Raw genomic sequence first — 21,270 nt, 5'->3', positions numbered from 1 at the left:
CGTAACTAACCGAGAACTTCCAGGTAAAGCAACGGGAATGGCCGCTTGGCAAGCTAATGCCATGACATCAAGGCGGCGCGCCACACCAACGACGGGATTCCCCCGACCTCCGCTCCGCAAATACGCGGGCACCCGCGAAGACGCGGCGCGCTGGGTTCGTGACATTCTGCGGACCCAAATCCTCGATGGCGCATTCGGCGGACTGGCCGCACCTCGGCCACTTTTGCCGCCGGAGACCGCGCTCGCCGCTGAATGGGGCGTGAGCCGCAACGCGATTCGCGAAGCATTCGACCTGTTGCGCTCGGAAGGGCTCATCACGCGAGTGCAGGGGCTTGGCACGGTCGTGACCGGGGCCAAACTGCGTCAGCGGATCGACCGATTGGAAGGGCTCGCGGAATCGCTCGCGGGTCACCAACTTTCAGTGGAGAACAGGGTGCTCTCGGCACGCGAGTCGACGGCAACCGGGTTCGTCGCTGCGCGACTCTCAATCCCCGAAGGCAGCCCGATCCTGTTCATCGAACGGCTGCGTTCGGTTGCCGGCGTGCCGTTGTCGCTGGATACGACGTCGCTGCGACCCGAGGCCATCGACGCGCTCGCGGGCGCTGACCTGGCACACGAGGACGTGTTCCGCCTCCTCGAAGACAAACTCGGCGCACGCATTGGTGAAGCCGAGAACACCATCGAAGCCGTCGCCGCCGACCGAGGAACAGCGCGACTGCTCGACATCAAAATCGGTGCCCCAGTGCTGTTATTGCACCGACTTACCTACCTCGCCGACGGCACTCCCTTCGACCTTGAATCGGTGCGCTATCGCGGCGACCGACTCACCTTGACCTCGGTCAACGCGCGATTCCCCAGCGCCTGACCGCAGTACAACCTGAATTTTCTCACCGTAGAAAGAAATGAGGATCAGTCATGTCCGAATCCGGTAGTAAAAAGCCCAACATCGTCTACTTCCACGTCGATAATCTCGGCCTCGGCGAATTGGGTTGTTTCGGCGGCGGAATTCTGCGCGGTGCCGATACGAAGAATATCGACACCTTCGCTGGCGAAAGTCTCAAGCTGTCGCATTTCGTCGTCGAACCGCAGTGCACGCCAACCCGTTCGGCATTGATGACCGGTCGCTATCCCATTCGTTCGGGAAATCACACCATCGCGCTCGGCGGCAATCCCGGCGGCCTCGTCGCCTGGGAACGCACGATGGGCGACATTCTCTCCGAGGCCGGTTACGCGACAGCGTGCTACGGCAAATGGCACATCGGCGCTGAAGATGGCCGCTGGCCGACCGACCACGGCTTCGACGAATGGTACGGTCCCGCACGCACTTACGACGAGTGCCTGTGGCCCGATGACCCGTGGTACAAGGGCGAGCGCGACGGCTGGTCGTACATGTACGACGGCACCAAGGAAGGTGGCGTCACCACCACCGACGAGCAGCTGACCGTGGCCCTCAAGGGCAGCATGGACGCCGAGTACGACCGGCGCGCGATGGACTTCATGGAGCGCAGCGTCGCCGACGACAAACCGTTCTTCCTGTACCACAACCATTCGCTGCTGCATTTCCCCATCGAGGTCCGTGAGGAATTCAAGGGAACGTCAACCAATGGCGCGTGGGGTGATGCGCTGCTGATGCTCGACTACGATTTCCAGCGCATTCTCGACAAGCTCGACGAATTGGGTATCCGCGACAACACCATCGTCGTTTTCGCCGGTGACAACGGCCCCGAAGATCACCTCGCCGGCCGCGGTACCGCTGGCTTCTTCGACGGTTCCTACTTCAGCTCGGCCGAAGGCGGCATTCGCACCCCGGCGCTGATTCGCTATCCCGGCCACGTCGTTCCGCGCGAAAGCAACGAGATGATGCACGTGACCGACATGTTCACCACGCTGCTTGGCTACGCCGGGTGCGAGATCCCCGACGACCGCGAGATCGACGGCCTCGACCAGCGTGAATTCTTCGAAGGTGCCGAGGAATCGGCACGTGAGGGCCACATTGTGTGGCTCAACGACGAAATGCACGCGGTCAAGTGGTCGCAGTTCAAAATCAGTTTCGTCCGCCAGCAGCATTTCCACGATCCGGAAATTCCGCTCGGCTTCGCACGCATCATCAACCTGCTCGAAGACCCGAAGGAACGCGAACCGGTGAACCAGACGTTCGTGCGCTGGTGGGTGATGCAGCACGCGCACCGCATCATTCGCAACTTCGAAGACAGCGTGGCGCGCGAGGAATTGATCCCGCCGGGCGCACCGCTTGACTTCGTGCCCAAGCGCACTGAGCCCGAATCTGTGGCCGTCTAATCCCAACCACCCCTGAGAAGAGGGCACCGACTAAGGTGTCCTCTTCTCTAGTTTTACGAGGTAGATCATCATGATTGGAAATCCGAGCGCGTTGCGGGTGGAAATTCTCGCGGGGATGGTCACCGCGCTCGCCCTGATTCCCGAAACTATTTCCTTTTCGATTCTCGCCGGGGTTGGGCCCGGTGTTGGTCTGTTCACCTCGATTGTGTTCGCGATGGCGATCGCGATTACCGGTGGTCGACCCGCGATGGTGTCGGCGGCGGCCGGTTCGGTGGCGCTGGTTGTCGCACCGCTTGTGCACGACCACGGCGTCGAATACCTCATCGCCACCGTGCTTTTGGCTGGCGCGTTGCAAATCGTGCTCGCGCGGTGCGGGGTCGCTTCGCTGTTGCGGTTCATTCCGAAGTCGGTGCTCACCGGGTTCGTCAACGCGCTCGCGATCTTGATTTTCACCGCGCAGCTGCCGCATCTGATCGACGTGCCGTGGCCGGTGTATGTGCTGGTCAGCGCTGGTTTAGTGATCATGGTCGTGTTGCCGAGGTTCACTAACGCGGTCCCCGCCGCGCTGGTCGCGACGGTGTTGCTGACGCTCGTCGCGGTCGTGTTCTCCATCGACGTCCCACGCGTGGAAGACGAGGGTGACCCGCGTGGTGGATTGGCTGGCATCGGGCTGCCGGGTGTCGAATTATCCTGGCGCACTTTAGGAATCATCGCTCCGTACGCGGTGGGCGTCGCTTTTGTTGGGCTCATCGAAACCCTGCTGACGGCGAAGTTGGTCGACGACATCACCGGCACGCCATCGAACCATCGGCGCGAAAGTTGGGGCCAGGGCATCGCCAACATCGCGACCGGGCTCTTCGGCGGCATGGGCGGCTGCGCGATGATCGGGCAGACGATGATGAACGTCAAGACGTGCCACGCGCGCACCCGAATCTCGGTTTTCGTCGCTGGCCTCGTCTTGCTTTGTCTGGTAACGGTTTTGGGCCCGGTACTCGCGACGATCCCGATGGCGGCGCTGGTCGCGGTGATGATCGCGGTGTCGGCGGCGACGGCGGATTGGGGATCGCTACGCCCGTCGACACTGCGCCGCACCCCGATCGCAGAGACGGTAGCGATGCTGCTAACCGTCGCGGTGACGGTCTGGACGCACAACCTGGCGATCGGTGTGTTCGTCGGCGTCGCGTGCGCGGGCATCGTGTGGATGTACCGAACTCGAAGTCGCGCCGGGTCGGCGTTGGAGCCCGCGGTCTGAAAATCCCACGGAGAAGCCCAGTGTCGTTGTGACACTGGGCTTTTCTTATGCGCTGGTAGCGAGTGCTGTTGCGAACAGCGTCACGCACAGCAGGATCACCCCGAAGCCCGTCGCGACGATCGCGATGGGGGCGCGCGAACGGGTTCCTGCGAGTAGTCGCGCGCCGCGTCGGTGCCCGATGAGGTAGACGGTCAAAGCGCCCAAAAGTGCTACCGCGCAAGTGATTCCCGTTGTCGCGTGCCAGTCGCCAACGAGCACGTCTCTCCCGACGAGAAGCAGGCCGTTCGCCATCATCGCCAGCGACGTGCGCGTCCACGACAGCGCGGTGCGCTCAGGTTGCAGACCCGGGTCGCGGTCTTCGAGCAGGTGCGTCACGCGACGGCGGCCAGCGACGCGATCACCAGCGCGAACGTGGTGAGCGTGAGCGCCGTGACGGTGACCAGGCGCGGTCGCGCCAACGGGCCGTCGGCGCGGATCGCCCGGTCATTGGCGAACCACCGGTGCAAACTGCCCGCTGAGGTGACAATCGCGACCACGCCGAGCACCGCGGCCAAGGCGCGCGAGAGGATCGGGTCGTCGGGAAAAGGGTGAAAATGTAGCATCGCGACCGAGCCGGCAAGCAACCCGAGTGAAGTCCGTTGCCAAGCTAAGAATGTGCGTTCATTGGCGAGGGTGAATCGATAATCGGGCTCACGAGCGTGTGGTTCGGGCATACGTTTAGCCTGTCGAAAATCGGTGCGATTAGCTAGTGAACGGCCTTGGCGTAACAGAGGTTTCGCCAGGATGACATGGGCCTTCTCGCGATCTTGCTAGCCATAATTCAATTCACCGAAACGCCTTATCGGAGCGTATTTCGTCGATCTTGCCGCTGGATTTTTCAATCCCACCGCCGCGACGATCCTTATTGCGAAAAGTAGCTTAACTACTTGGAAAACGTGGGTTGCTCGGGCGTAACAGAACACGTCGACGCTAGGTGTCATGTTCACCGAGAGAAAACCGCGTGGTGCGAATCCACCGCGCGCGGCCCGTAGCAGCAGGCGCGGCCGAATCATCACCGTCGCGACTGCCGCGTTCGTCGCCCTCTCCGCCAGCCTCACCGGGTGCACGTTGATGGATTCGCGGACCGTCGTCGTCAATGTCGGTTATCAGTCCAAAACCATCAACACCATCAATGTCGGCACCTTGATGCGCGACCGTGGCGAGCTGGAAAAGACACTGCGCGAGGTCGGAGAGAAGACCGGCAAGAAGTATCGCGTTGTCTGGCAAGACTTTTCGTCCGGCGCACCGCTCACGGCGGCGATGATCGCCACCCACGTCGACATCGGTTCGATGGGCGACTACCCGCTGCTCGCCAACGGTTCCAAGACGTCGAAGTACGCCGACGCGGCAACCGAGCTCGTCGCCGTCACCGGCTACAACCTGCGCGGTTCGCTGAATCAGGTTGTCGTACCCAATGATTCGACGGCCCAGTCGATTAGCGACCTGCGCGGCAAACACGTATCGACGAGCCTTGGCTCGGCAGGCGACGGCATGCTGTCGGCGTCGTTGCAGCGAGTAGGAATGACGGCCAGCGACGTCGCCGTCGCCAACCAGGACCCGTCGATCGGCGCTGCCGCGATCCAGGGCGGCCAGGTCGACGCGCTCGCGCAGTTCGTGCCGTGGCCGCAGCTGGTCGTGTTCCGCAACCAAGGGCGACTGCTGCACGACGGCGGCGACAACGGCATTCCCACCTTCCACGGCGTTGTCGTTCGCAAGGAATTCTCTGGCCAAAACCCCGAGGTCACGTCGGCATTCCTGCATGCGATGCGCGCGACGACCGACTACATCACCGCGGAACCGCTGCACGCCGCGTTGCGGATCAGCGCGATTACCGGCATCGAACCCGAGGTCGCCTACCTCTACAACGGGCCGAACGGGCTCGTCTCCTTCGACCCGACGCTCAAGCAGCCCTTCGTCGACGCGCTGGGCAAGGCTAAGCAGTTCCTGGTCAAGCGCGGGTCGGTAAAGGCCGACTTCGACGTCGCCACGTTCATCAACGACACCTACCTGCGCACGCTCATCGGCCCCGACTACGACGCACGCGCCGCCGACGTGACCAATCCGAGCAAGCTCGCAGGCTTCGACGACGCGTGCGGGGTGTCGGCGACCGATCCGCGCACCGCGTCGGAGGTGTGGTTCGCGGGCGCTGATTCGACCGTCGTCGCGGCGACGCCAAGCTGCCTGCTACGTCGCATCGCCGCCGACTCGACCCGCGTGCGCGCCGGATACGTGCCCGACACGGCAACCGCGACCAAGCTGTTCGCGCACAAGGCGACCTGGGTCATCGACCCTGCCGCCGCGCCGACTTCGCGCTACCTACCCTTCGCGACGAGCGGGGCAGCTAACGCCTACGTCGCCGATCACGCCAACACCCGCATCGTGAATTACGAAGCGGCGCTCGCACAGTCGCGGGCCACTTCCTAACCTTCCTCCACGAAAGGAGATCGCAGCTCATGGCGATCACAGCACTTCCTCCCGTTACTCGATTCCGTTCCCGCACAACGTCTTCCACGGAAGCGCCCGCGCCGCGTTTGATTGGGCGTCGTGCCCGCGCGATCGCCGCGACGGTCCTGCTCCCGCTCATTCCGATCGCCACGTTCGTCGTGGTGTGGCATTACCTCACCGCGAATCAGGTGGTCGCGTGGTTGCGCTTCAACCGGATGCCAACCCCGGCCAGCGTGATCGACAAGTTCAGTGCGCGACTGGGTTCGGGCGCCTACTACGACGACCTGTTCGCTAGCGTGCAGCGCATCCTCATGGGCTTCGTGCTCGCCGCGGTGATCGGCGTCGCGCTCGGTGTGTTGATCGGCCGATCCAAGACCGCGCGAAAGACGTTGCGGCCCTTCATCGAAATCGTTCGCCCAATCCCGGCCATCGCGATCGTGCCGCTGACCATCTTGCTTTTCCCCTCAAGTGAACAGGGCATCGTCTTCATCACGTTCTTCGCCGCGTTCTTCCCCGTCGTCGTGAGCACGATTCACGCGATGGATTCGCTGCCCAAGGTGTGGGACGAAGCCGCGCGGACGATGGGCGCTGGGCGCCTGACCATCCTGCGCAGCGTGGTGTTGCCCGGCGCGATGCCCGGCATTTTCTCCGGGCTTTCGGTGGCGATGGGCGTCGCGTGGATCTGCGTTGTCAGCGCCGAAATGATCTCTGGCCAGTTCGGCATCGGCTACTACACATGGCAGGCGTACGGACTGCTCGACTACGCGGGCGTCGTCGTCGGGATGTTGTCGATCGGCGCGCTCGGGCTGATTACCGCGTGGGTCGTCGAACTCACCGGCCGTCGCGTGAACCGCTGGCTGCCGCGCGCTCAGTAATTCCTACTTATCTTCAGGAGCATTTCCCATGACCACAACTCTGGCCACCTCCGGCGCGGCCGTTCGACTCGACGGACTGCAACTCGGCTTTCACGGCAAAATCGCCGCCGACATCACCCTCGACATCGACCCGGGCGAGGTGATCGTGTTCCTCGGCCCGTCGGGTTGCGGCAAGTCGACCATCTTGCGCGCCCTCGCCGGTTTGCTCACCCCGATGGGCGGGACGGCGACCGTCGACGGCTCGTCGGTGACCGGTAACGACGCGCAGTGCGCGATGGTCTTCCAGGAAGACGCGCTTTTCCCGTGGCGCAGCGCGGTGAAGAACGTGCAGTTCCCGCTTGGACTGCGCGGCTTGCGTGGCAAGAAGGCGCGTGCCGCAGCGGCGAATTACCTTGACCGCGTTGGTCTTTCGGCCTACCTCGACCACCTGCCGAGCGCGCTGTCGGGCGGTATGCGTCAGCGCGTCCAACTGGCCCGCACCCTGGCATGCGAGCCGAAGGTGATGCTGATGGACGAACCGTTCGGCGCACTGGACGCCCAGACCCGCCTTGAGATGCAGCAACTGCTGATCTCGGTGTGGGAGCAGACGAAAATGACAGTGCTTTTCGTGACGCACGACGTGGACGAGGCCCTGCTGCTGGCCGACCGGGTTGTCCTGCTGACCCACCGCCCGGCAACGGTAGCGGAGGTGATCACCCTGGACACCCCACGCGACCCCGACGCGGCTTTCACGGAGTCATACCAGCACCGCCGCCGAGCAATCTTGGACTTTCTTGGGCACAAGGGTTAGCGCTCACGCAGGTGGCCCGCAGCGATCGCCTGCGGGCCATTTTCGGTGTCGCCGACATTCAGTTCCAGCGCGCCGATGCCAAGAGGTTGGTGTTCTCGATCGGCGGTAGCCCGTCGTCGAGCGCGCGCAACCGAGCATAAGTGGTTCGCATCGCTGCTCGGTCCGGGAGGTGCGGAGTTGTCGCGGTACGTTCAAGCACTGTCAACGTGCTGACGAGCCCGATAGACCCCACGTTGCGACCAGCCGCGCGCAGTCGGCGAAGTCGGTTGATTTCTGCGGTCGCAATTTGGGCTCCCCTGCCATCATCTATGAGGACTGTGACGGACAAACCTTCCTCGGCGGCAACCACGGCGTGCGCGACGACCATCGTTTCGCCAAGGTCCCTGGGCTGCTTCATCCGCTGTTCCATTTCTTGGCGGGTGATGCGGTGGACGACGGCGGCAAGTTCGAGTGTTGGCGCATCAGAAAGTACCTGCACCCAGGTTGGCGTTAGTTTTCGCCAGATCGCGGCCGCAGGACTGAACCGGCGATCTTGGCTGCACTTCCGAAAAACCTCATCCTGGACGGTTTCTGGGGTGCTAAGCGGGCCTAAGACGCTGAGAAGTAGGCGTTCTTTGTTGATCGAGAAAAAGTTCAGTGCGGGCCCGGCGTCGATGATCGGACGATGGCTCACCCGGCATGATGCCCTTCTGCTCGATGGTTATCTGTCGCGTCGTCCGGCGTATCGAGCGCCTGATCGAGTGCATTGAGATCAATCTGGACCTCAGGCAGTTGGGCCGTATCGACCCAGACGATGTCGGGACGCAGTGGCGTAACGCCAGCCTGCTGCAAATCGGCTTCGGCCTCAGCAAGCGTGACGCCTCGTAACGTGGCGACGGTCTGCGCGGAAACAACACCTTGCTCGTAACCGGCAATCGCGCGGGCAAGGAGCCGTTGTGGTGCCCTTCGCTGGTGGGAGTCAGCTTGCAGCGCGTGATAGTGGTCGCTCCAACCGAATCGTCCGGCCAGTTGCGGCGCGGTGAGCGACATCCACTCGTGCTTGGTGTCGGCGTTGATATAGCCAGCCTGGTGCAATGCGATGGCCGCCAGCTGGGGTGATACGAGAAAGCGCTGGACGACCTCCGACAGCGTGGATTGCCCGACCGACGTTCGGCTGCCGAGGAACTCACGAAGACCCTGGATCGGGACGAGGAGATGGCGAGCAAATGCGTCCGCGCGGACCTCGGTGGGGGTTCGCTCACTCCACCCGGCAGGTTGGGCTTCCGTCCAGTCTTCGAAAAGGACATGGGCGAGTTCGTGAGCGAGGGTACTGCGTTGTCGCATTGGTCTGCGCGTCCGGGCAACACCGATGAATACCGCGTCGCGGACCGGGTCACGCACCGTGAGACCGTGCTCGTCGGCATCAGCGTCGAGGATCGCAACATCGATCCCCATGGCCTGTTCGATGATCGATACCAAGTCGCCGAGCGGGTGCGCTCCCATACGGTGCTCGTCGCGGAAGCGGACCGCAGCTGCCTGCCCCTGGGCTTCGGAGTTCACAACGCCTTCCGGGTCAGAGGGTGGTGGGGATGGCTTGGTCGTCGAGGTAGTCGTTTAGCTCGACAAAGTGCAGCAAGGCCTCACGCATGCGAATCATGTTGGTGCCGTTACTGGCTCGGGCCGCGAACTGCGTGCGGTCGGCGATACTCGTGCCAGCGGTGAGTTGGGCGACGGTGTGGCCGGTGGCCCAAGCGATGGCCACGATTTCCGGCATCTTGGCAGCCCTGTCGCCAGAAATGATGCGCGACAGGGTTGGCTGCGAAATCTCGGCCGCGTCCGCAAGAGCTCGCTGGCTAAGGCCCGCGGCCACGCGCGCCCGCTCAATGAGTGTGCCGATGCCGGAAGTCATGGTTGCCGCCCTACCTCACTGAATCACTGTTGCCGGATATGATTCAGTGTAGGTCGTCAATGAATTTCGCGCCAGGGACGGTTTGACGACATTCAGTTTGCGAGTGCGCCGCCGCCAATTACTAAATACGCCGTCATCAGGATGAACAGGAACCAACCCGCGCCCTGCCAGACCGGCCAGCGGGAGCTGCCCTCGCGGTATACGACGTACGTGCGGAAGAACGCGCCGATGCCGCCTAACAGCAGGACCACCGCGGGGATGATCAGCACCGCTACCTGCGCCGGGCCGTCGCAGAGCCACGTGCCCTTGTCCACGCAGGCCGCGCGACCGTTTGTCCATAAGGTGCCTACCGCGCAGCAGAGGGCGGTCAGGGCGATCACGGCGGCCCCGTAGGTGACGGCTTGCCGATAGGTGTTGTCCATGACGCCTCGATTCGCTCGGGTAGAGCTACGCGATCCGTACTTCCATCACAGCACACTTGCCTTGCGACGTTCCACAATTTCCTCGGCGGCCCGGCGTCCCATGCGCACCGCTCCGTCGATGTGCTGGAAGCCCTGGCCCGCCAGATCGGAGCAGGCGAAGTGGATCGGGCCGAGTGGGGTGCGCAGGGACGCGCCGTAGCGGGTCAAGCCGCCGAAGTCGAAGCTCACGCCGTACGCACCGCCGGTGAATTCTTCGGCGCCCCAATCTGATTCGTAGAACACTGTCGGGTTCGCCGCCTCGGGGCCGAGGTATCGGACGAAGGAGGCCAGTGCTGCCTCCTTGCGTGCGTCGGCGTCCATCGCGAAATACGCGTCCGCCTGTTCGTTCACGATGAAGCCGACCAACGCGCCGTTGTCGGCGTCGTAATTCGTGTTGTCGTAAATCTCGGAAAGGAGGTCGGTGTCGCTGAAACCGGTGCCCGACAAACCCTTTGCGCGCCAGAACGGCTTGTCGTACACCGCGTGGATCTTCACGACGAAGCCGAACGACATGTGCTGATACATCTGGTTGCGCAGGCGGGGGAGCGGGGGAGCGAAGCTGATCGACGGGTAGAGCGTGGGCGGGATCGCGAGAATTGCCTGGTCAGCGCGCACTTCTAGGTCGCCGTCGGCGATCACGGTGACGCCTTCATCCGACCACTCCATCCTGCGGACCGGGGCGTTTAACACCACATCATCGCCAAGCGAAGCGGCCAACCGTTGCGAAACCTGTTGCATCCCACCAACAACGCGCTTGTCGAGCATGAAGGTGTCGGTCGCGAGGTTGGTGTAGGACCCCTGCGCGGCCGCCATGTGCAGGGCTTGCAACGTCGACAGGGTGTGCGCGGGCTTCGTCAGCATCGCGCCGGACACATAAAACGCGACCGTCTCACGCGCGTATTCATCGTCGGATTCGCGTGCCAACCAGAGCGGGAACGGCACCGCGTCGAGCTCGGCGGCACGCGGGTGCGCCCACGGTTGATCGGCACCGACCTCGGCGGCGAGCGTGTCGAGCAGGGTGAGGAGCCGCTGGATTTCCTTCGTCGTCGCTGCGGGCGCGGGGAAGACGTCACCGGTGAACAGGTGCCGTTCGCCGTCGGCGGCCAAATAGATCGACTCACCTATGCGATGTCGTGAAAAGGTTTCCAACCCAAGCTCTTTCACGAGGTCGAGCGCGGCGGTGTGATGCGGCGACAACCACTGCCCGCCGATTTCGATCATCGCCCCGTCAATGTCGCCGGTCCACGTCCGTCCCCCGACCCGGTCACGCGCCTCGACCACGACAACCGATACCCCGGCTTTGCGCAACTCAGTCGCGGCAGTGAGCCCGGACAGTCCGGCACCGATGATGGCGACGTCGCGCGTGAAGGCGGGCATACGAACTCCTTAACGTCACGATCGAGTGGTCGCGTTGATCGTGCCTGAACGCACCCGGACGCGGCCCTTCGACGCGTCATCGGCGAGTCGCGGCGAAATGCCGATTCATGCCCCATGTTTGGGTGCCGTGCGGGCCTGATTATGTGGTTGAGTCAGGGTATGGCTCTCATTCGAAAGCTCCTTATCGCCGTTATCGGCATTGTTCTCGTCGGCCTCGGGGTCATTATTTATGGGCTCCGCACTAAGAATCGGGCGATCCTCGACCCGTTCACGCGGTTGCAGCGCGACCGCCTCAACGCGCCCCAACTCCGCACCGCGGGCGAAGCGGGCACAACCAACGGCATCATCTACCATGTTGGCCGCACGAGCGGTCGCGAGTTCACCACCCCGATCACCCCGTTCCCGAAAGGCGACCAGTTCCTGATCGGCCTCCCGTACGGCCCCGAAACGCAGTGGATGAAGAACGTCCTCGCCGCCGGTGGGGCGACGTTGAAGTACGACGGCGAACTCATCCGCGTCACCGACCCGCGCGTAGTGCCCACCGAGTCGCTGCGCGACCAGCTCGCGACGATGGAACGCGTCTTCCAGCAGGTGTTCGGCGTGAACGAGTACTTGGTGGTGACGCGGGTGGACGCCTGAGGTTGGGGTGACTGCCATGATGGGTGCATGAGTACGCCAGATCAGCGGCGTGACTTCCGATTGACGGCCGCGGAGTTCCTCGACGGGGCTGCCGACGACCTCGGCGACATTGAGGTCGTAGATGGTCGCGTCGTGCGACTGATAGGCCAAAGCGCGCTGCATAGTCGCGTGGTTCGTCGACTTGCTGGGCTACTGGAGGATGCGCGGCGCGACGGCGGACCGTGCCTCGTCGTCGACTCCGATGTCGCCGCGCGTTTTGCCGACACCGACTCGCCCGCTGCGGATCGGCGCCTCAACGTCCGCTACCCGGATATTGGGATCCGCGACTGTGAACCCTACGACGTCAACTCGGTACGCGACCATCTCTTGTTAGTCGTGGAGGTGACATCGGAGGCGACCATCGACACCGACATCGGGGATAAACGGATTCAGTACGCCGCAGCGGGCATTCCGCGCTACCTGATCGTGCGATTGGATCAGAAAGAACAGCGGATCGAGGAAATTGAGGAATATCGACTGGACTGGTCAGGGCGTCGCTATCGCGCGCACGCGGTGCACCGCAGAGTGCTGCTGCTTGATGACCCGGTCGAAGTCACCATTCCGTTCTCAGCGCTGGAGCGGACTTAGGCAGGGTTAGGGTTTTTCACCCTAGGGTGCAAATGTGGTTATCTCGCCTAACAGGGTGCCGAACCCGCTCGATGGACTGGGCATACGCGTGACAGCGCGTTAGCGGATACCAGGGATCGAGGGATCATGAAGTCTTCATTGCGTCTTGGGATGTTGATTGTCGCGGCGGCCGGGCTGGTTGTTGGATGTGATGCGAGTGGGACGCCGCTTGGCGGAACGTCCAGTGCGCCAACGGTTTCCGTTACGCCGGGCGCTGGCGGTGGTGGGGAACAAGCCGGGGAGCCGACGGGCAATCCGGGTTCGCCCAGTAGCCCCGTCGCGACGTCAGCGCCAACCAAGGCAAAGCCGGTCAGCGACATCGGGAGCGCCAACGCCTGCGTCGACACCAATTCCGTTGGCGTGCAACGTGCTCTGGCTTCCCTCGGTGACGGTTGGCGTGCGACGCGGGCGAGTACCGATACCCCCGGCGACTGCGGACAACTCCTGTGGGTCAGCGCGGTCGGCGGCAACTCGGCCGGTTCGCCCGTACACGTACTGTTCTTCCACGACGGAAAGTATTTGGGCACAGCGACTTCCGAGCCGTATGCCTTCACTCGTGTTGTCGCGTCGACTTCTACGGTGACCACCGTCGAATACCGTTGGCTCGCAGGGAATGAACCCTTCGCGGCACCGCAGGGTGGCCCGGCGACGATGACCTACACGTGGAACGGTTCGCGCGTCGTGATGGGCGGAACGTTGCCGACCGAGGTCACCAACCCGCACCGGTAACCGCGTCCCGGCGCGGTCACCTACTCGATCTCGTTGCGGTCGAAGACAATTCCTCGGCATCACCAGTCGCGCGCTATGCTGCCCGACAGGATGTGCCCGCTGTGCGGGTGTGTCGCGGGGATGCGGCGGGGCCGCACAACGAGAGGCGAAATTTTGCGTGGGACAACTCTGGGTGGGGCGCGCAGTCGAGTGCGACGCACCCTCGCTGGCGTAGCGGTCGCGGCGCTCATGCCGCTGGTTTCGACCGCCCCTGCCAGCGCCGATGCGGACCCGTCGGCGATCGACTTCCCGGTCGACTCGTCGATGGGCACCATCAACACTCGCATTGTGCGCGCGGCCGACGGCAACACCGATCGCGTGGTGTATCTGCTCGACGGTGAACGTGCTGAATCCGACCTCAACGGCTGGGAAAAGCACACAACCATCCCGGCTCAATTGGCGAAATTCAACATCAACGTGGTGATGCCGGTCGGCGGCCAGTCCAGCTTCTACGCCGATTGGGACCGGCCGAGCGACTTCTTCGGCGTCAACCCCGACGGCTCGTTCCTGCCCAGCGCCGACTCGGGTTCGGCGATCGGCGGATGGTCCGACACGAACGGCAAAACCACCGCGTACGCGTGGGAAACGTTCATCACCAAGACGCTGCCCGACGCGCTCGCGAAGCGGCTTGGGTTCTCGGCGACGCGCAACGGGGTCGTCGGGTTGTCGAGCGGCGGCGGTGCCGCGCTGATGATGGCGGCGTATCACCCTGAGCAATTCAGTTATGCGGGAACGCTTTCGGGATATCTGAACCTGTCGATGCCGGGGATGCGCGAAGCGCTCGGCGCGGCGATGATCGCAAGCGGCGGCTACAACATCGACGCGATGGCCCCCGCTGGCAGCGACAAGTGGACGCGGATGGACCCGTATTCCTTTGCCGAGAAGCTGATCGCGAATAACACGCGGCTGTATGTGTCGGCGGGGAGCGCCAAACCTGCTGACCAGGACTTGTCGTCGATCGACGCGATCACCCAGGGCATGCCGCTTGAGGCGATCGCGCTGGCGAACACGCGGTCGTTTGAAAAGCGCATCACCGCACTGGGTTACACGAATGTCTCCTATGACTTCCCGGAGATCGGGATTCACAACTGGGGGACGTGGGAGCAGGTCGCGATCCGGTTGATGCCCGACATCGCGCGCAACATCGGCAAGCCCCTGCCACCGGGCGCGCAGCCGCTCGGGCCGCCACCGGGTGCTGAGCCGCCTGCGGGTGCGCCGCCAAAGTAGGGAATTGTCCGGATAGTCACGGTCGCCGCGAGACACGCGGCGACCGTTCTTGTTTGTGCGGGCGCTTGACTGGCATTTTCGTGCGCGTTCGCGCCCTAAACCCCGTTATTGGGGTCTTCGGCCGCGAAGTTGCACGAAAATGCCAATGGAAATGTCCGATTTCAGGGGTTAATTGAGCCTGATCGGGGTGTCGGTTTCCAAGCCCCACGTTGTTTCGGTGCGCGGCGTTATTTCCGCAGGTGGGGCGGTGATAATGCGGGTGAGGCGTTGGAGTTCGCCCCAGTCGCGGGTCCAGTCGTCGGCCAGATACGCCGGGACTGCGCGCGACCGCATTAGCATCGTCGACCACCCAAGCGGGCCACCGCCCGACGCGCCCTGCCAGGTTTCCGATACCTGCGCGTTGAGCTTGTCGGGTTGGATGCGCCAGATGGGTAGCTCGGCGACACCGTCGCGGTGGTTGAACGGACGCTGACACGGGAAGGCAAGGCCGACATGCCAATCCGCGATGACCGGTGTGGTCTGGCCGACGACAGTGTCGAGGGACGACAGCTTCGGCACGCGCGGGGGAGTGAGCGCGAGCCATTGCATGGGGTCAGCTTCGCCTTCCGCGACGAGACGAATCGCGTTGGTATTAGCGGGGATTCGGTCGAGCGCGATGGGGAGGTTGCGCCAACCTGGTGCGCCGCCGACGCTGGGCGGCGTGAGGTCGCCGGTTGGGGTTGTCGTTCCGTCGTCGTTGTGGTGGGCGAATTCGACGCGAAGGCGTTGTCCCGGTTGGGTTTTCCCGTCGGGACCGACGGATTCGATACGGCCCGCGACGGTCAGGATGAGAACTCGGTAATCCTCATGTGCGGGGGCGTCGAGGCGGTACCACTGGGTGGTCAGTTTGTTGCGCTTGGGTTCGCCGGTTGAGTAGCTGCCGAGCACGGGGGTGCGCTCGGGCGCGAGGCCGAACGGGAGGGCGACGGTACTTCCGTTGATTCCCGGTTTCCCCTGCTCATCGGGTGGGCCAGCGGGGCGCGTGTCAGGTTTCGCGGTACTGGCTTGGTCAGCGGGTTTGACTGGGGTACTGGGACTTTCGGGTGCGGATGGTGCGCCGGGAGTGGGCGAAGGTCCGCCTGGCGCGACGGTGCCGTTCGCAGGCGGTCCGCCCGGTGCGGGTGTTCCGTTGGGTGGTGGTCCACCTGGTGTGGTGGTTCCGTTGGATGGTGCGCCGCCTGGTGTGATGGTGCCGTTGAGTGGTGGTCCGCCCGGTGCAGGTGATCCGGTGCCGGGTGCCGAAGGGGCGCCGCTGACGGGAGCTGAACCCCCGCGCGATGCGTCGCCGGGAACTGGACCCGAGCCGGGACCAGTTGGGGCAGCCGAAGGACCAGGTTGCTGAGGGCCGGGGGCAGTGGGACCGGAAGGTGCGCCTACTCCGGGTGAGTTCGTCGGCGCGTTCGGGCCAGGGTTTGCGCCGTTAGCGGGCCCGCCAGCTGGTCCGGGACCTCCGCTACTCGGGGCGCCACCGGCCGGGCTAGCCGAAGGTCCGGCGGGACCACCACTGTTCGGGGTGTTGCTACCGCCGGGGGAAGCGCCGGTAGGTCCGCTGCCGACGGGCCCACCACCGCTTGGGGCACCGCCACTCGGTGAACCACCGGGTCCCCCCGAACCTCCTGGCGGACCCGATCCCGACGGCGGGGCCGTGTTTTCGCCCGGGCCAGGGTCGGGGGTCAGGCTGCCTACTCCGTTTGGGGTGAAGCCGGTGTTTTCGGCGGCGAGGCCGTCGGCGGCCGTGCCGGTGTAGGGGAGTAGGAGTGAGTCGGCGGTGTTCGTTTCGACCAATACCTTGTCGCCGAGTGCGCACGGGCTGCCCGCGAGCGCGCGCAGGTTCGCCAAACCCACCGAGTACGAAGGGAATTGACTGGCGGCTGCGATGCCGAGTGAACCCACTTCGAACGCGACCATCGCCGCCGCCGCGATCGTTAGCGGGGTGGCCGCGCGCGGTCCGGACACAGCGCCACGTCGGAAGGTCCACTGCGCTCGCCGCACCGCCCCTGTCGTGTCGGCGAGATCAACAGACTTCGACTCCGCGCCGACACCAAAGACACCCGAATCTCGTTGCGCCCCACCGTGAAAGAACTGTACGAGCGCGAATGCCAGCGCAACTCCCGTCGCGCACAGCAGCACGGTCGAGACCGAGATGCCACCAACGACCGGCGCACGATCGGGGAACAGCACCCCGTATCCCGACACGTACCACCACCCGTTCGACCCCGTGAAACACACCGCGAGCACGAAAAGCACGGCAGCCGCATAAAGGGTGCGGAAGTAGTTCGGGCGCAACACAACTCGACTCACGGCAACCGTCACGACCGCAGCCAATGCGGCGGCGAGGCCAGCGTAAACGCCGAAATGGTGCGTCCACTTCGTCGGCGTGAACATCATCAACCCAAGCGCCAACGCGACTACCGCGAGCAAGCGCAGCACTGGACCGCGCGCGGTCAGCGGGATGCGACCGCGCCACCACAGGGCCGTCACCGTGCACACAACCAGACTGAGCAGCATCGTCAAAACGCCGAACCGCCGCGCGAGCGAGCCATCCGGGTTCACTGAAAGCAGCGAATCCCAGCGGGTGCGTTCCTCGAACCACGACATGTCCGGGCCGACAGCCTGACGTACGCGGGTCGCTTCCAGCACCGTCGCAACGGTCTGGTCAGCGAAAACCACAACCAAAACGAGCGTGCCGACCGCCGCGATCGGCGCAAGCACCGCCGCGTACCGCAGCACGGCAGGTCCAGATAGGGCGCGGGCTCGCGCGATCACCGTCCCGAGTACCGGCCGCGATCCCGCGATCAGCGCGCCAACGCAGACCAGCCCGGTCGGCCCGGCCGCCAGACAGAACGCCGCGACCCCGACCGCAACCGCGACCGGCAACAGCCGCCGCGTCGCGATCGCCCGCTCCATCGCATACCAGCAGACAAGCACGCCAACGGCAATAATCGGTTCCGGCCGCAGCCCGTTGTTATACGGCAGCCAGAGCGCGAGGAAGACCAGCGCGGCCGTCCACGATGCGGCGGAACCCCGAGTCCCCAAGCGCGGCAACACTTTACGACTCAGCAACCACCAGCACACGACACCAGCGACCAAGGCTGGCAGCCGCATCCACACCCCCGCCTCGCTCACCCGAGCCAGATAGGCGAGCACCTCATACGGCCACCCAAACGGCGCCTCGGCGACCCCGTACCAGCGGTAATAGTTGGCGATATACCCCGACGCCTGCGAAGCGCGCGCCATCGTGAGGATGTACCCGTCATCGGAACTGTTGGCGCCAATGACGTGCCAGATGCCGAGGACCGCAAGAACGACCGCATCGACGGCGCTGAGTCGAGATAGCCGCGCGCGAGCCTCACCCGTTCCCCCACCACGACGCCGCGCCCCGCGACGCCAACCGCCCAACCGCCGGCGTCCACCCTCGCCCCGCGCCAACGCCCAAAGCGCAACCATCGCGCACACAACCGCGGCCCACGTCGCCAGTCGCTTCACCACACTCGGGGTCGACGAAAAGCGCGCGTCGATGTTCGCGTGCAGGAACGCATCGCCCAAACGAGTGCGGTCCAGGTCCGTGAAAACGCCGACTACCTGCGGGCGCACGTCACCGGAAAGTGTTGTCGTATGCGCAGTTCCGAGCAGCGAAACCGTTGTCGCTTCTGCCGAAGACGACACCGTCAACGCCTCGCACGCCCCAAGCTCGCTTACCGGCACGCTCAGCAACATCTTGTCGCGCAACACCACCGACAGCGCGCCGCGCTCGTCGACCCGCGCGATCAATCCGGTCGAACCGGCGCGCGGTGCGGCTGGCGGCACCGTCGCCAGGACCGTCCCTACCTCGGGTGTGATCGCCGAGCACGGCACGCGTGCGGACAAGGTCAGCGGGACGTAATCTACCAGCGGGGCGCTTACCTGAAGTGACTGCGGCTGCGGCCAATTCAGGCTCGGCCTACTCATCTCGACAGGCAGCAGCGGCACCGCGACAGCGAGCAAGCCACCAAGTACCCCCGCCGCGATGCCGATTAACGAAATCCGACTCAGGCCGGGTGAATCTGGCTGCACGACCACCGATGCTAGCCACCACAACGCGCAACCGAACACCGCGTGAACCCCAACAGCTCGGGTGGCAGTCCGGGCGAGGCCTCGTTATGCTCGCTTCCGATCGTGAAACTGCTTGGCGTTCTGGGTATTTGGTCGGATGAAATGGTGGTCGGGGGTTCGTGAGTACAGCGCAGGTCGAACCGCCGAAGTCTGCCCCCGCCGGATATCCGGCGCTCGCGGTGGGCGTCGTCGTCCTCACCGCGGCCGCCGTCACCGCGATCTTCGTGCCACTTGAGATCGGCCTACCCGTCGCGGCGGCAGCTTTCGGCATCGCGTTGATCGGCTGCCCCGCACTGTTCGTCGCCCTGCGGCAACGCGCCCGTGCAAAGGCGAACGCGCTTGCCTTACAGCAGCTTCAAGAACACATCGCGGCCACCGAAGAACACGCGGCCCGCCAGCTCGCTGACGCTGAGCACCGCGCGGCTAGCTTCGAATGGGATGCGCAGGAGAACTCGCGGCGCGGGTCGGCGGCGCTCGCCGCGTTCGCTGGCGCGGCCGGTCGCATCCAGGCGATGACGACGAGCATGCTCGCCGAACTCCGCGAAATGGAACACCGGCACGCGGACCCGCGCGTGCTCACCGACCTGCTTCACCTCGACCACCGGACTGCCCAGGCGGGCCGCCTCGCCGACAGCATCGCCGTCCTCAGTGGGGCGCGCACCGGCAGGCGCTGGGCGAAACCCATCGCGATGGAGTCGATTCTGCGTGGCGCGATGGGTCGCGTCGCCGGGTACCAGCGCGTGCGACTACGCGCCGTCGCCGATGTCGGCGTCGTCGGTCATGCCGCCGAAGGCGTGATGCACACTCTCGCCGAACTGCTCGACAACGCGTGCAACTTCTCCCCACCAACGACCGAGGTCCACGTCTACGCGGCGGAAGTGCCTGCGGGCGTTGTCATTACGATCGAAGACAGCGGCCTCGTGATGAGCGACTCGGCACTGCGCCGAGCGCAATCCGCAGTGTCAGGTGACGAAAGTACCGACCTCGCTTCGCTTTCCGGAACTCGACTCGGCCTCGCCGTCGTGGGCCACCTCGCACGCAAACACGACCTGACCGTTTCGTTCCGCCCGTCGGCCATCGGCGGCACGGCCGTCGTCGTTGTCGTCCCCCGCGACCTCACCGCCCGCGCCGAACCACGCAGTCGCCCAATGCAAGTCATCGCGCCAACGCCACGCGGTCTTATCCCGAACACGATGCCGAACCACCTTGCGACGCAGGTGCCAGGCCAGCCGCAAGCGTCCACGTTGAACGCGCCCATGTCCGAGCAACTGACCGACTCGGCACCGGTCAACGAAACGCCAACGCGCGACTCCCAGCGCACGACCGTCCCTGACCACCCAGTCGTGCAAGTGCCCGAAACAGTGTCGCGCCCAGCAACTTTCGCTGACTACGTCCAAGACCAACCTGTCCCGCGCGCAGCCCCGAAAACCCCCGGTGGCCTCCCCAAACGCCGACGCGGCGTCACTCTCGCCCAGGTCCACCCCGACGGCCTGACCGGCCAAGCTCCCGCCCCGTTCCCGCCGCGCCAAGCAGGCCCGGCGACGAGTCCCGGCTCGCTTGGCGCCTTCCAACGTTCCGCACCCACTCGGCCGCCCACCGCCGCGCGTGACGAGCCCGGTGCCCCGTTCGACCCATTGGAGGACCACCGATGACGACCACCGCTGGAAGCAACCTCGGCTGGCTGCTCGACAACCTCGTCGCGGGCACGCCCGGCGCGCGCCACGCGCTGCTGTTATCGGGCGACGGGCTCAAAATCTGTCACACCCCCGAGCTAGACACCGACCGCGCCGACCAGCTCGCCGCCATCGCCGCTGGCTTCCAAAGCCTCGCGCATGGCGCGTCGGTCGAATTCGGTGACGGGCGCGGCGGAGTTCGGCAGTCGATGACCGAGTTCTACGGCGGCATTCTGTTCGTCATCGAAGCTGGTAGCGGTGCGCATTTGGCCGTGATCGCCACCGAAGACGCCGACGCTGGGCTGGTCGGTCACACGATGCACCAGCTCGTCGAACAGCTCGGTGAGCATTTGGCAGCGCAACCGCGACGGGTGGTCGGCAGTTGACTCGGGCGATCCGCGACGAGGACCCCGATCGCTTCTACACGATCACCGGTGGTCGCGCGCCCATCGCCGAAGACTTCGACCTGGTCACGCTGATTGTCGCCGAGAGCGCGCCCGTGCACGGGATGCCGTCGGAACACATCGCGATCCTCGACATGTGCCGTGCGCCGACGGCCGTTGTTGAGATCGCGGCCGAGCTGCGGCTCCCGGTCGGGGTGACGACGGTGCTGCTTTCGGATTTGCTGCACGCGGGCAAGATCACGCTCCGCCCACCGTTGTCGGCGGCGTTGTCGCTCGATGCTTCCACCCTCAAGAAGGTGCTCGTTGGACTTAGCAGGCTCTGAGACCGCGCCTACCC

20 protein-coding genes and 1 pseudogene are annotated in these 21,270 nt (G+C 64.7%); 13 read left to right on the top strand and 8 right to left on the bottom strand.

Annotation, left to right across the window (positions count from 1 at the left end; translation table 11 throughout):
* The first annotated feature begins 61 nt into the window (after positions 1–61).
* The 3 genes and pseudogenes from IEX78_RS07645 to IEX78_RS07635 form a co-directional block, all read left to right on the top strand.
* Positions 62–865: a GntR family transcriptional regulator gene (locus tag IEX78_RS07645; protein WP_188828039.1), complete on the top strand. Its 804-nt coding sequence runs from the start codon at positions 62–64 to the stop codon at positions 863–865.
* A 50-nt stretch (positions 866–915) separates the two neighbouring features.
* A complete protein-coding gene (locus IEX78_RS07640; protein WP_188828038.1) occupies positions 916–2,298 on the top strand; it encodes an arylsulfatase in 1,383 nt (460 codons plus the stop codon).
* Positions 2,299–2,368: 70 nt separating this feature from the next.
* Positions 2,369–3,508 (top strand): annotated as a pseudogene (locus tag IEX78_RS07635) (SulP family inorganic anion transporter); the annotation flags it as partial.
* 87 nt (positions 3,509–3,595) lie between these two features.
* Here the strand turns inward: IEX78_RS07635 and IEX78_RS07630 are convergent.
* Positions 3,596–3,925, bottom strand: a complete 330-nt coding sequence (locus IEX78_RS07630) for a DUF202 domain-containing protein (protein ID WP_188828036.1) — start codon at positions 3,923–3,925, stop codon at positions 3,596–3,598.
* A complete protein-coding gene (locus tag IEX78_RS07625; protein ID WP_188828035.1) occupies positions 3,922–4,263 on the bottom strand; it encodes a YidH family protein in 342 nt (113 codons plus the stop codon). The genes IEX78_RS07630 and IEX78_RS07625 overlap by 4 nt, the downstream gene beginning before the upstream one ends.
* A gap of 265 nt (positions 4,264–4,528) precedes the next feature.
* Here IEX78_RS07625 and IEX78_RS07620 point away from each other — a divergent pair, with 265 nt between their 5' ends.
* The 3 genes from IEX78_RS07620 to IEX78_RS07610 are packed head-to-tail and all read left to right on the top strand — an operon-like array spanning position 4,529 to position 7,699.
* Entirely contained in the window at positions 4,529–6,013 is a 1,485-nt protein-coding gene (locus IEX78_RS07620; protein ID WP_188828034.1) for an ABC transporter substrate-binding protein, read from the top strand.
* 29 nt (positions 6,014–6,042) lie between these two features.
* Positions 6,043–6,909, top strand: coding sequence for an ABC transporter permease (locus tag IEX78_RS07615; protein ID WP_188828033.1), 867 nt, complete (start codon positions 6,043–6,045; stop codon positions 6,907–6,909).
* Positions 6,910–6,937: 28 nt separating this feature from the next.
* Complete coding sequence (locus IEX78_RS07610; RefSeq protein ID WP_188828032.1) at positions 6,938–7,699, top strand: ABC transporter ATP-binding protein; 762 nt, start codon at positions 6,938–6,940, stop codon at positions 7,697–7,699.
* Positions 7,700–7,757: 58 nt separating this feature from the next.
* On the opposite strand, the gene IEX78_RS07605 is transcribed toward IEX78_RS07610, so the two are convergent.
* The 5 genes from IEX78_RS07605 to IEX78_RS07585 all read right to left on the bottom strand — a co-directional run bounded on the left by IEX78_RS07605 (position 7,758) and on the right by IEX78_RS07585 (position 11,425).
* Complete coding sequence (locus IEX78_RS07605) at positions 7,758–8,372, bottom strand: PIN domain-containing protein (RefSeq protein ID WP_188828031.1); 615 nt, start codon at positions 8,370–8,372, stop codon at positions 7,758–7,760.
* Entirely contained in the window at positions 8,369–9,238 is an 870-nt protein-coding gene (locus IEX78_RS07600) for an ImmA/IrrE family metallo-endopeptidase (protein WP_188828030.1), read from the bottom strand. The genes IEX78_RS07605 and IEX78_RS07600 overlap by 4 nt, the downstream gene beginning before the upstream one ends.
* A 13-nt stretch (positions 9,239–9,251) precedes the next feature.
* On the bottom strand, positions 9,252–9,587 hold the full coding sequence (locus tag IEX78_RS07595) for a helix-turn-helix domain-containing protein (protein WP_188828029.1): 336 nt from the start codon (positions 9,585–9,587) through the stop codon (positions 9,252–9,254).
* Positions 9,588–9,679: 92 nt separating this feature from the next.
* Positions 9,680–10,009: a hypothetical protein gene (locus IEX78_RS07590; RefSeq protein ID WP_188828028.1), complete on the bottom strand. Its 330-nt coding sequence runs from the start codon at positions 10,007–10,009 to the stop codon at positions 9,680–9,682.
* 45 nt (positions 10,010–10,054) lie between these two features.
* Positions 10,055–11,425, bottom strand: a complete 1,371-nt coding sequence (locus tag IEX78_RS07585) for a flavin monoamine oxidase family protein (RefSeq protein ID WP_188828027.1) — start codon at positions 11,423–11,425, stop codon at positions 10,055–10,057.
* Between the two features lie 159 nt (positions 11,426–11,584).
* Between IEX78_RS07585 and IEX78_RS07580 the strand changes: the two genes are divergently transcribed.
* The 4 genes from IEX78_RS07580 (at position 11,585) to IEX78_RS07565 (ending at position 14,725) form a co-directional block, all read left to right on the top strand.
* Positions 11,585–12,064, top strand: coding sequence for a nitroreductase family deazaflavin-dependent oxidoreductase (locus IEX78_RS07580; RefSeq protein ID WP_188828026.1), 480 nt, complete (start codon positions 11,585–11,587; stop codon positions 12,062–12,064).
* Between the two features lie 27 nt (positions 12,065–12,091).
* Positions 12,092–12,691, top strand: a complete 600-nt coding sequence (locus tag IEX78_RS07575; RefSeq protein ID WP_188828025.1) for a Uma2 family endonuclease — start codon at positions 12,092–12,094, stop codon at positions 12,689–12,691.
* Positions 12,692–12,817: 126 nt separating this feature from the next.
* The gene (locus IEX78_RS07570; RefSeq protein ID WP_188828024.1) at positions 12,818–13,459 is read left to right on the top strand and encodes an LppP/LprE family lipoprotein; all 642 of its coding nucleotides are present in this window, start codon (positions 12,818–12,820) and stop codon (positions 13,457–13,459) included.
* A 120-nt stretch (positions 13,460–13,579) separates the two neighbouring features.
* Positions 13,580–14,725, top strand: a complete 1,146-nt coding sequence (locus IEX78_RS07565; protein WP_188828311.1) for an alpha/beta hydrolase — start codon at positions 13,580–13,582, stop codon at positions 14,723–14,725.
* Between the two features lie 168 nt (positions 14,726–14,893).
* Here IEX78_RS07565 and IEX78_RS24510 read toward each other — a convergent pair whose 3' ends face one another.
* Positions 14,894–18,817: an arabinosyltransferase domain-containing protein gene (locus IEX78_RS24510; protein WP_268240881.1), complete on the bottom strand. Its 3,924-nt coding sequence runs from the start codon at positions 18,815–18,817 to the stop codon at positions 14,894–14,896.
* 158 nt (positions 18,818–18,975) lie between these two features.
* On the opposite strand from IEX78_RS24510, the gene IEX78_RS07545 reads away from it, so the two are divergent.
* The 3 genes from IEX78_RS07545 to IEX78_RS07535 are packed head-to-tail and all read left to right on the top strand — an operon-like array spanning position 18,976 to position 21,256.
* Positions 18,976–20,508, top strand: coding sequence for an ATP-binding protein (locus IEX78_RS07545; protein WP_188828023.1), 1,533 nt, complete (start codon positions 18,976–18,978; stop codon positions 20,506–20,508).
* Positions 20,505–20,915, top strand: a complete 411-nt coding sequence (locus IEX78_RS07540) for a roadblock/LC7 domain-containing protein (protein WP_188828022.1) — start codon at positions 20,505–20,507, stop codon at positions 20,913–20,915. Before IEX78_RS07545 ends, IEX78_RS07540 begins: the two co-directional genes overlap by 4 nt.
* Positions 20,912–21,256, top strand: a complete 345-nt coding sequence (locus tag IEX78_RS07535; RefSeq protein WP_188828021.1) for a DUF742 domain-containing protein — start codon at positions 20,912–20,914, stop codon at positions 21,254–21,256. The genes IEX78_RS07540 and IEX78_RS07535 overlap by 4 nt, the downstream gene beginning before the upstream one ends.
* Positions 21,257–21,270 lie beyond the last annotated feature (14 nt).

Source organism: Nocardia camponoti, from assembly GCF_014646135.1.
In the GTDB taxonomy this organism is placed as follows: Bacteria; Actinomycetota; Actinomycetes; order Mycobacteriales; family Mycobacteriaceae; genus Nocardia; species Nocardia camponoti.
The sequence above is the reverse complement of the archived record's forward strand: the minus strand, read 5'-3'. Positions and strand labels throughout refer to the sequence as shown.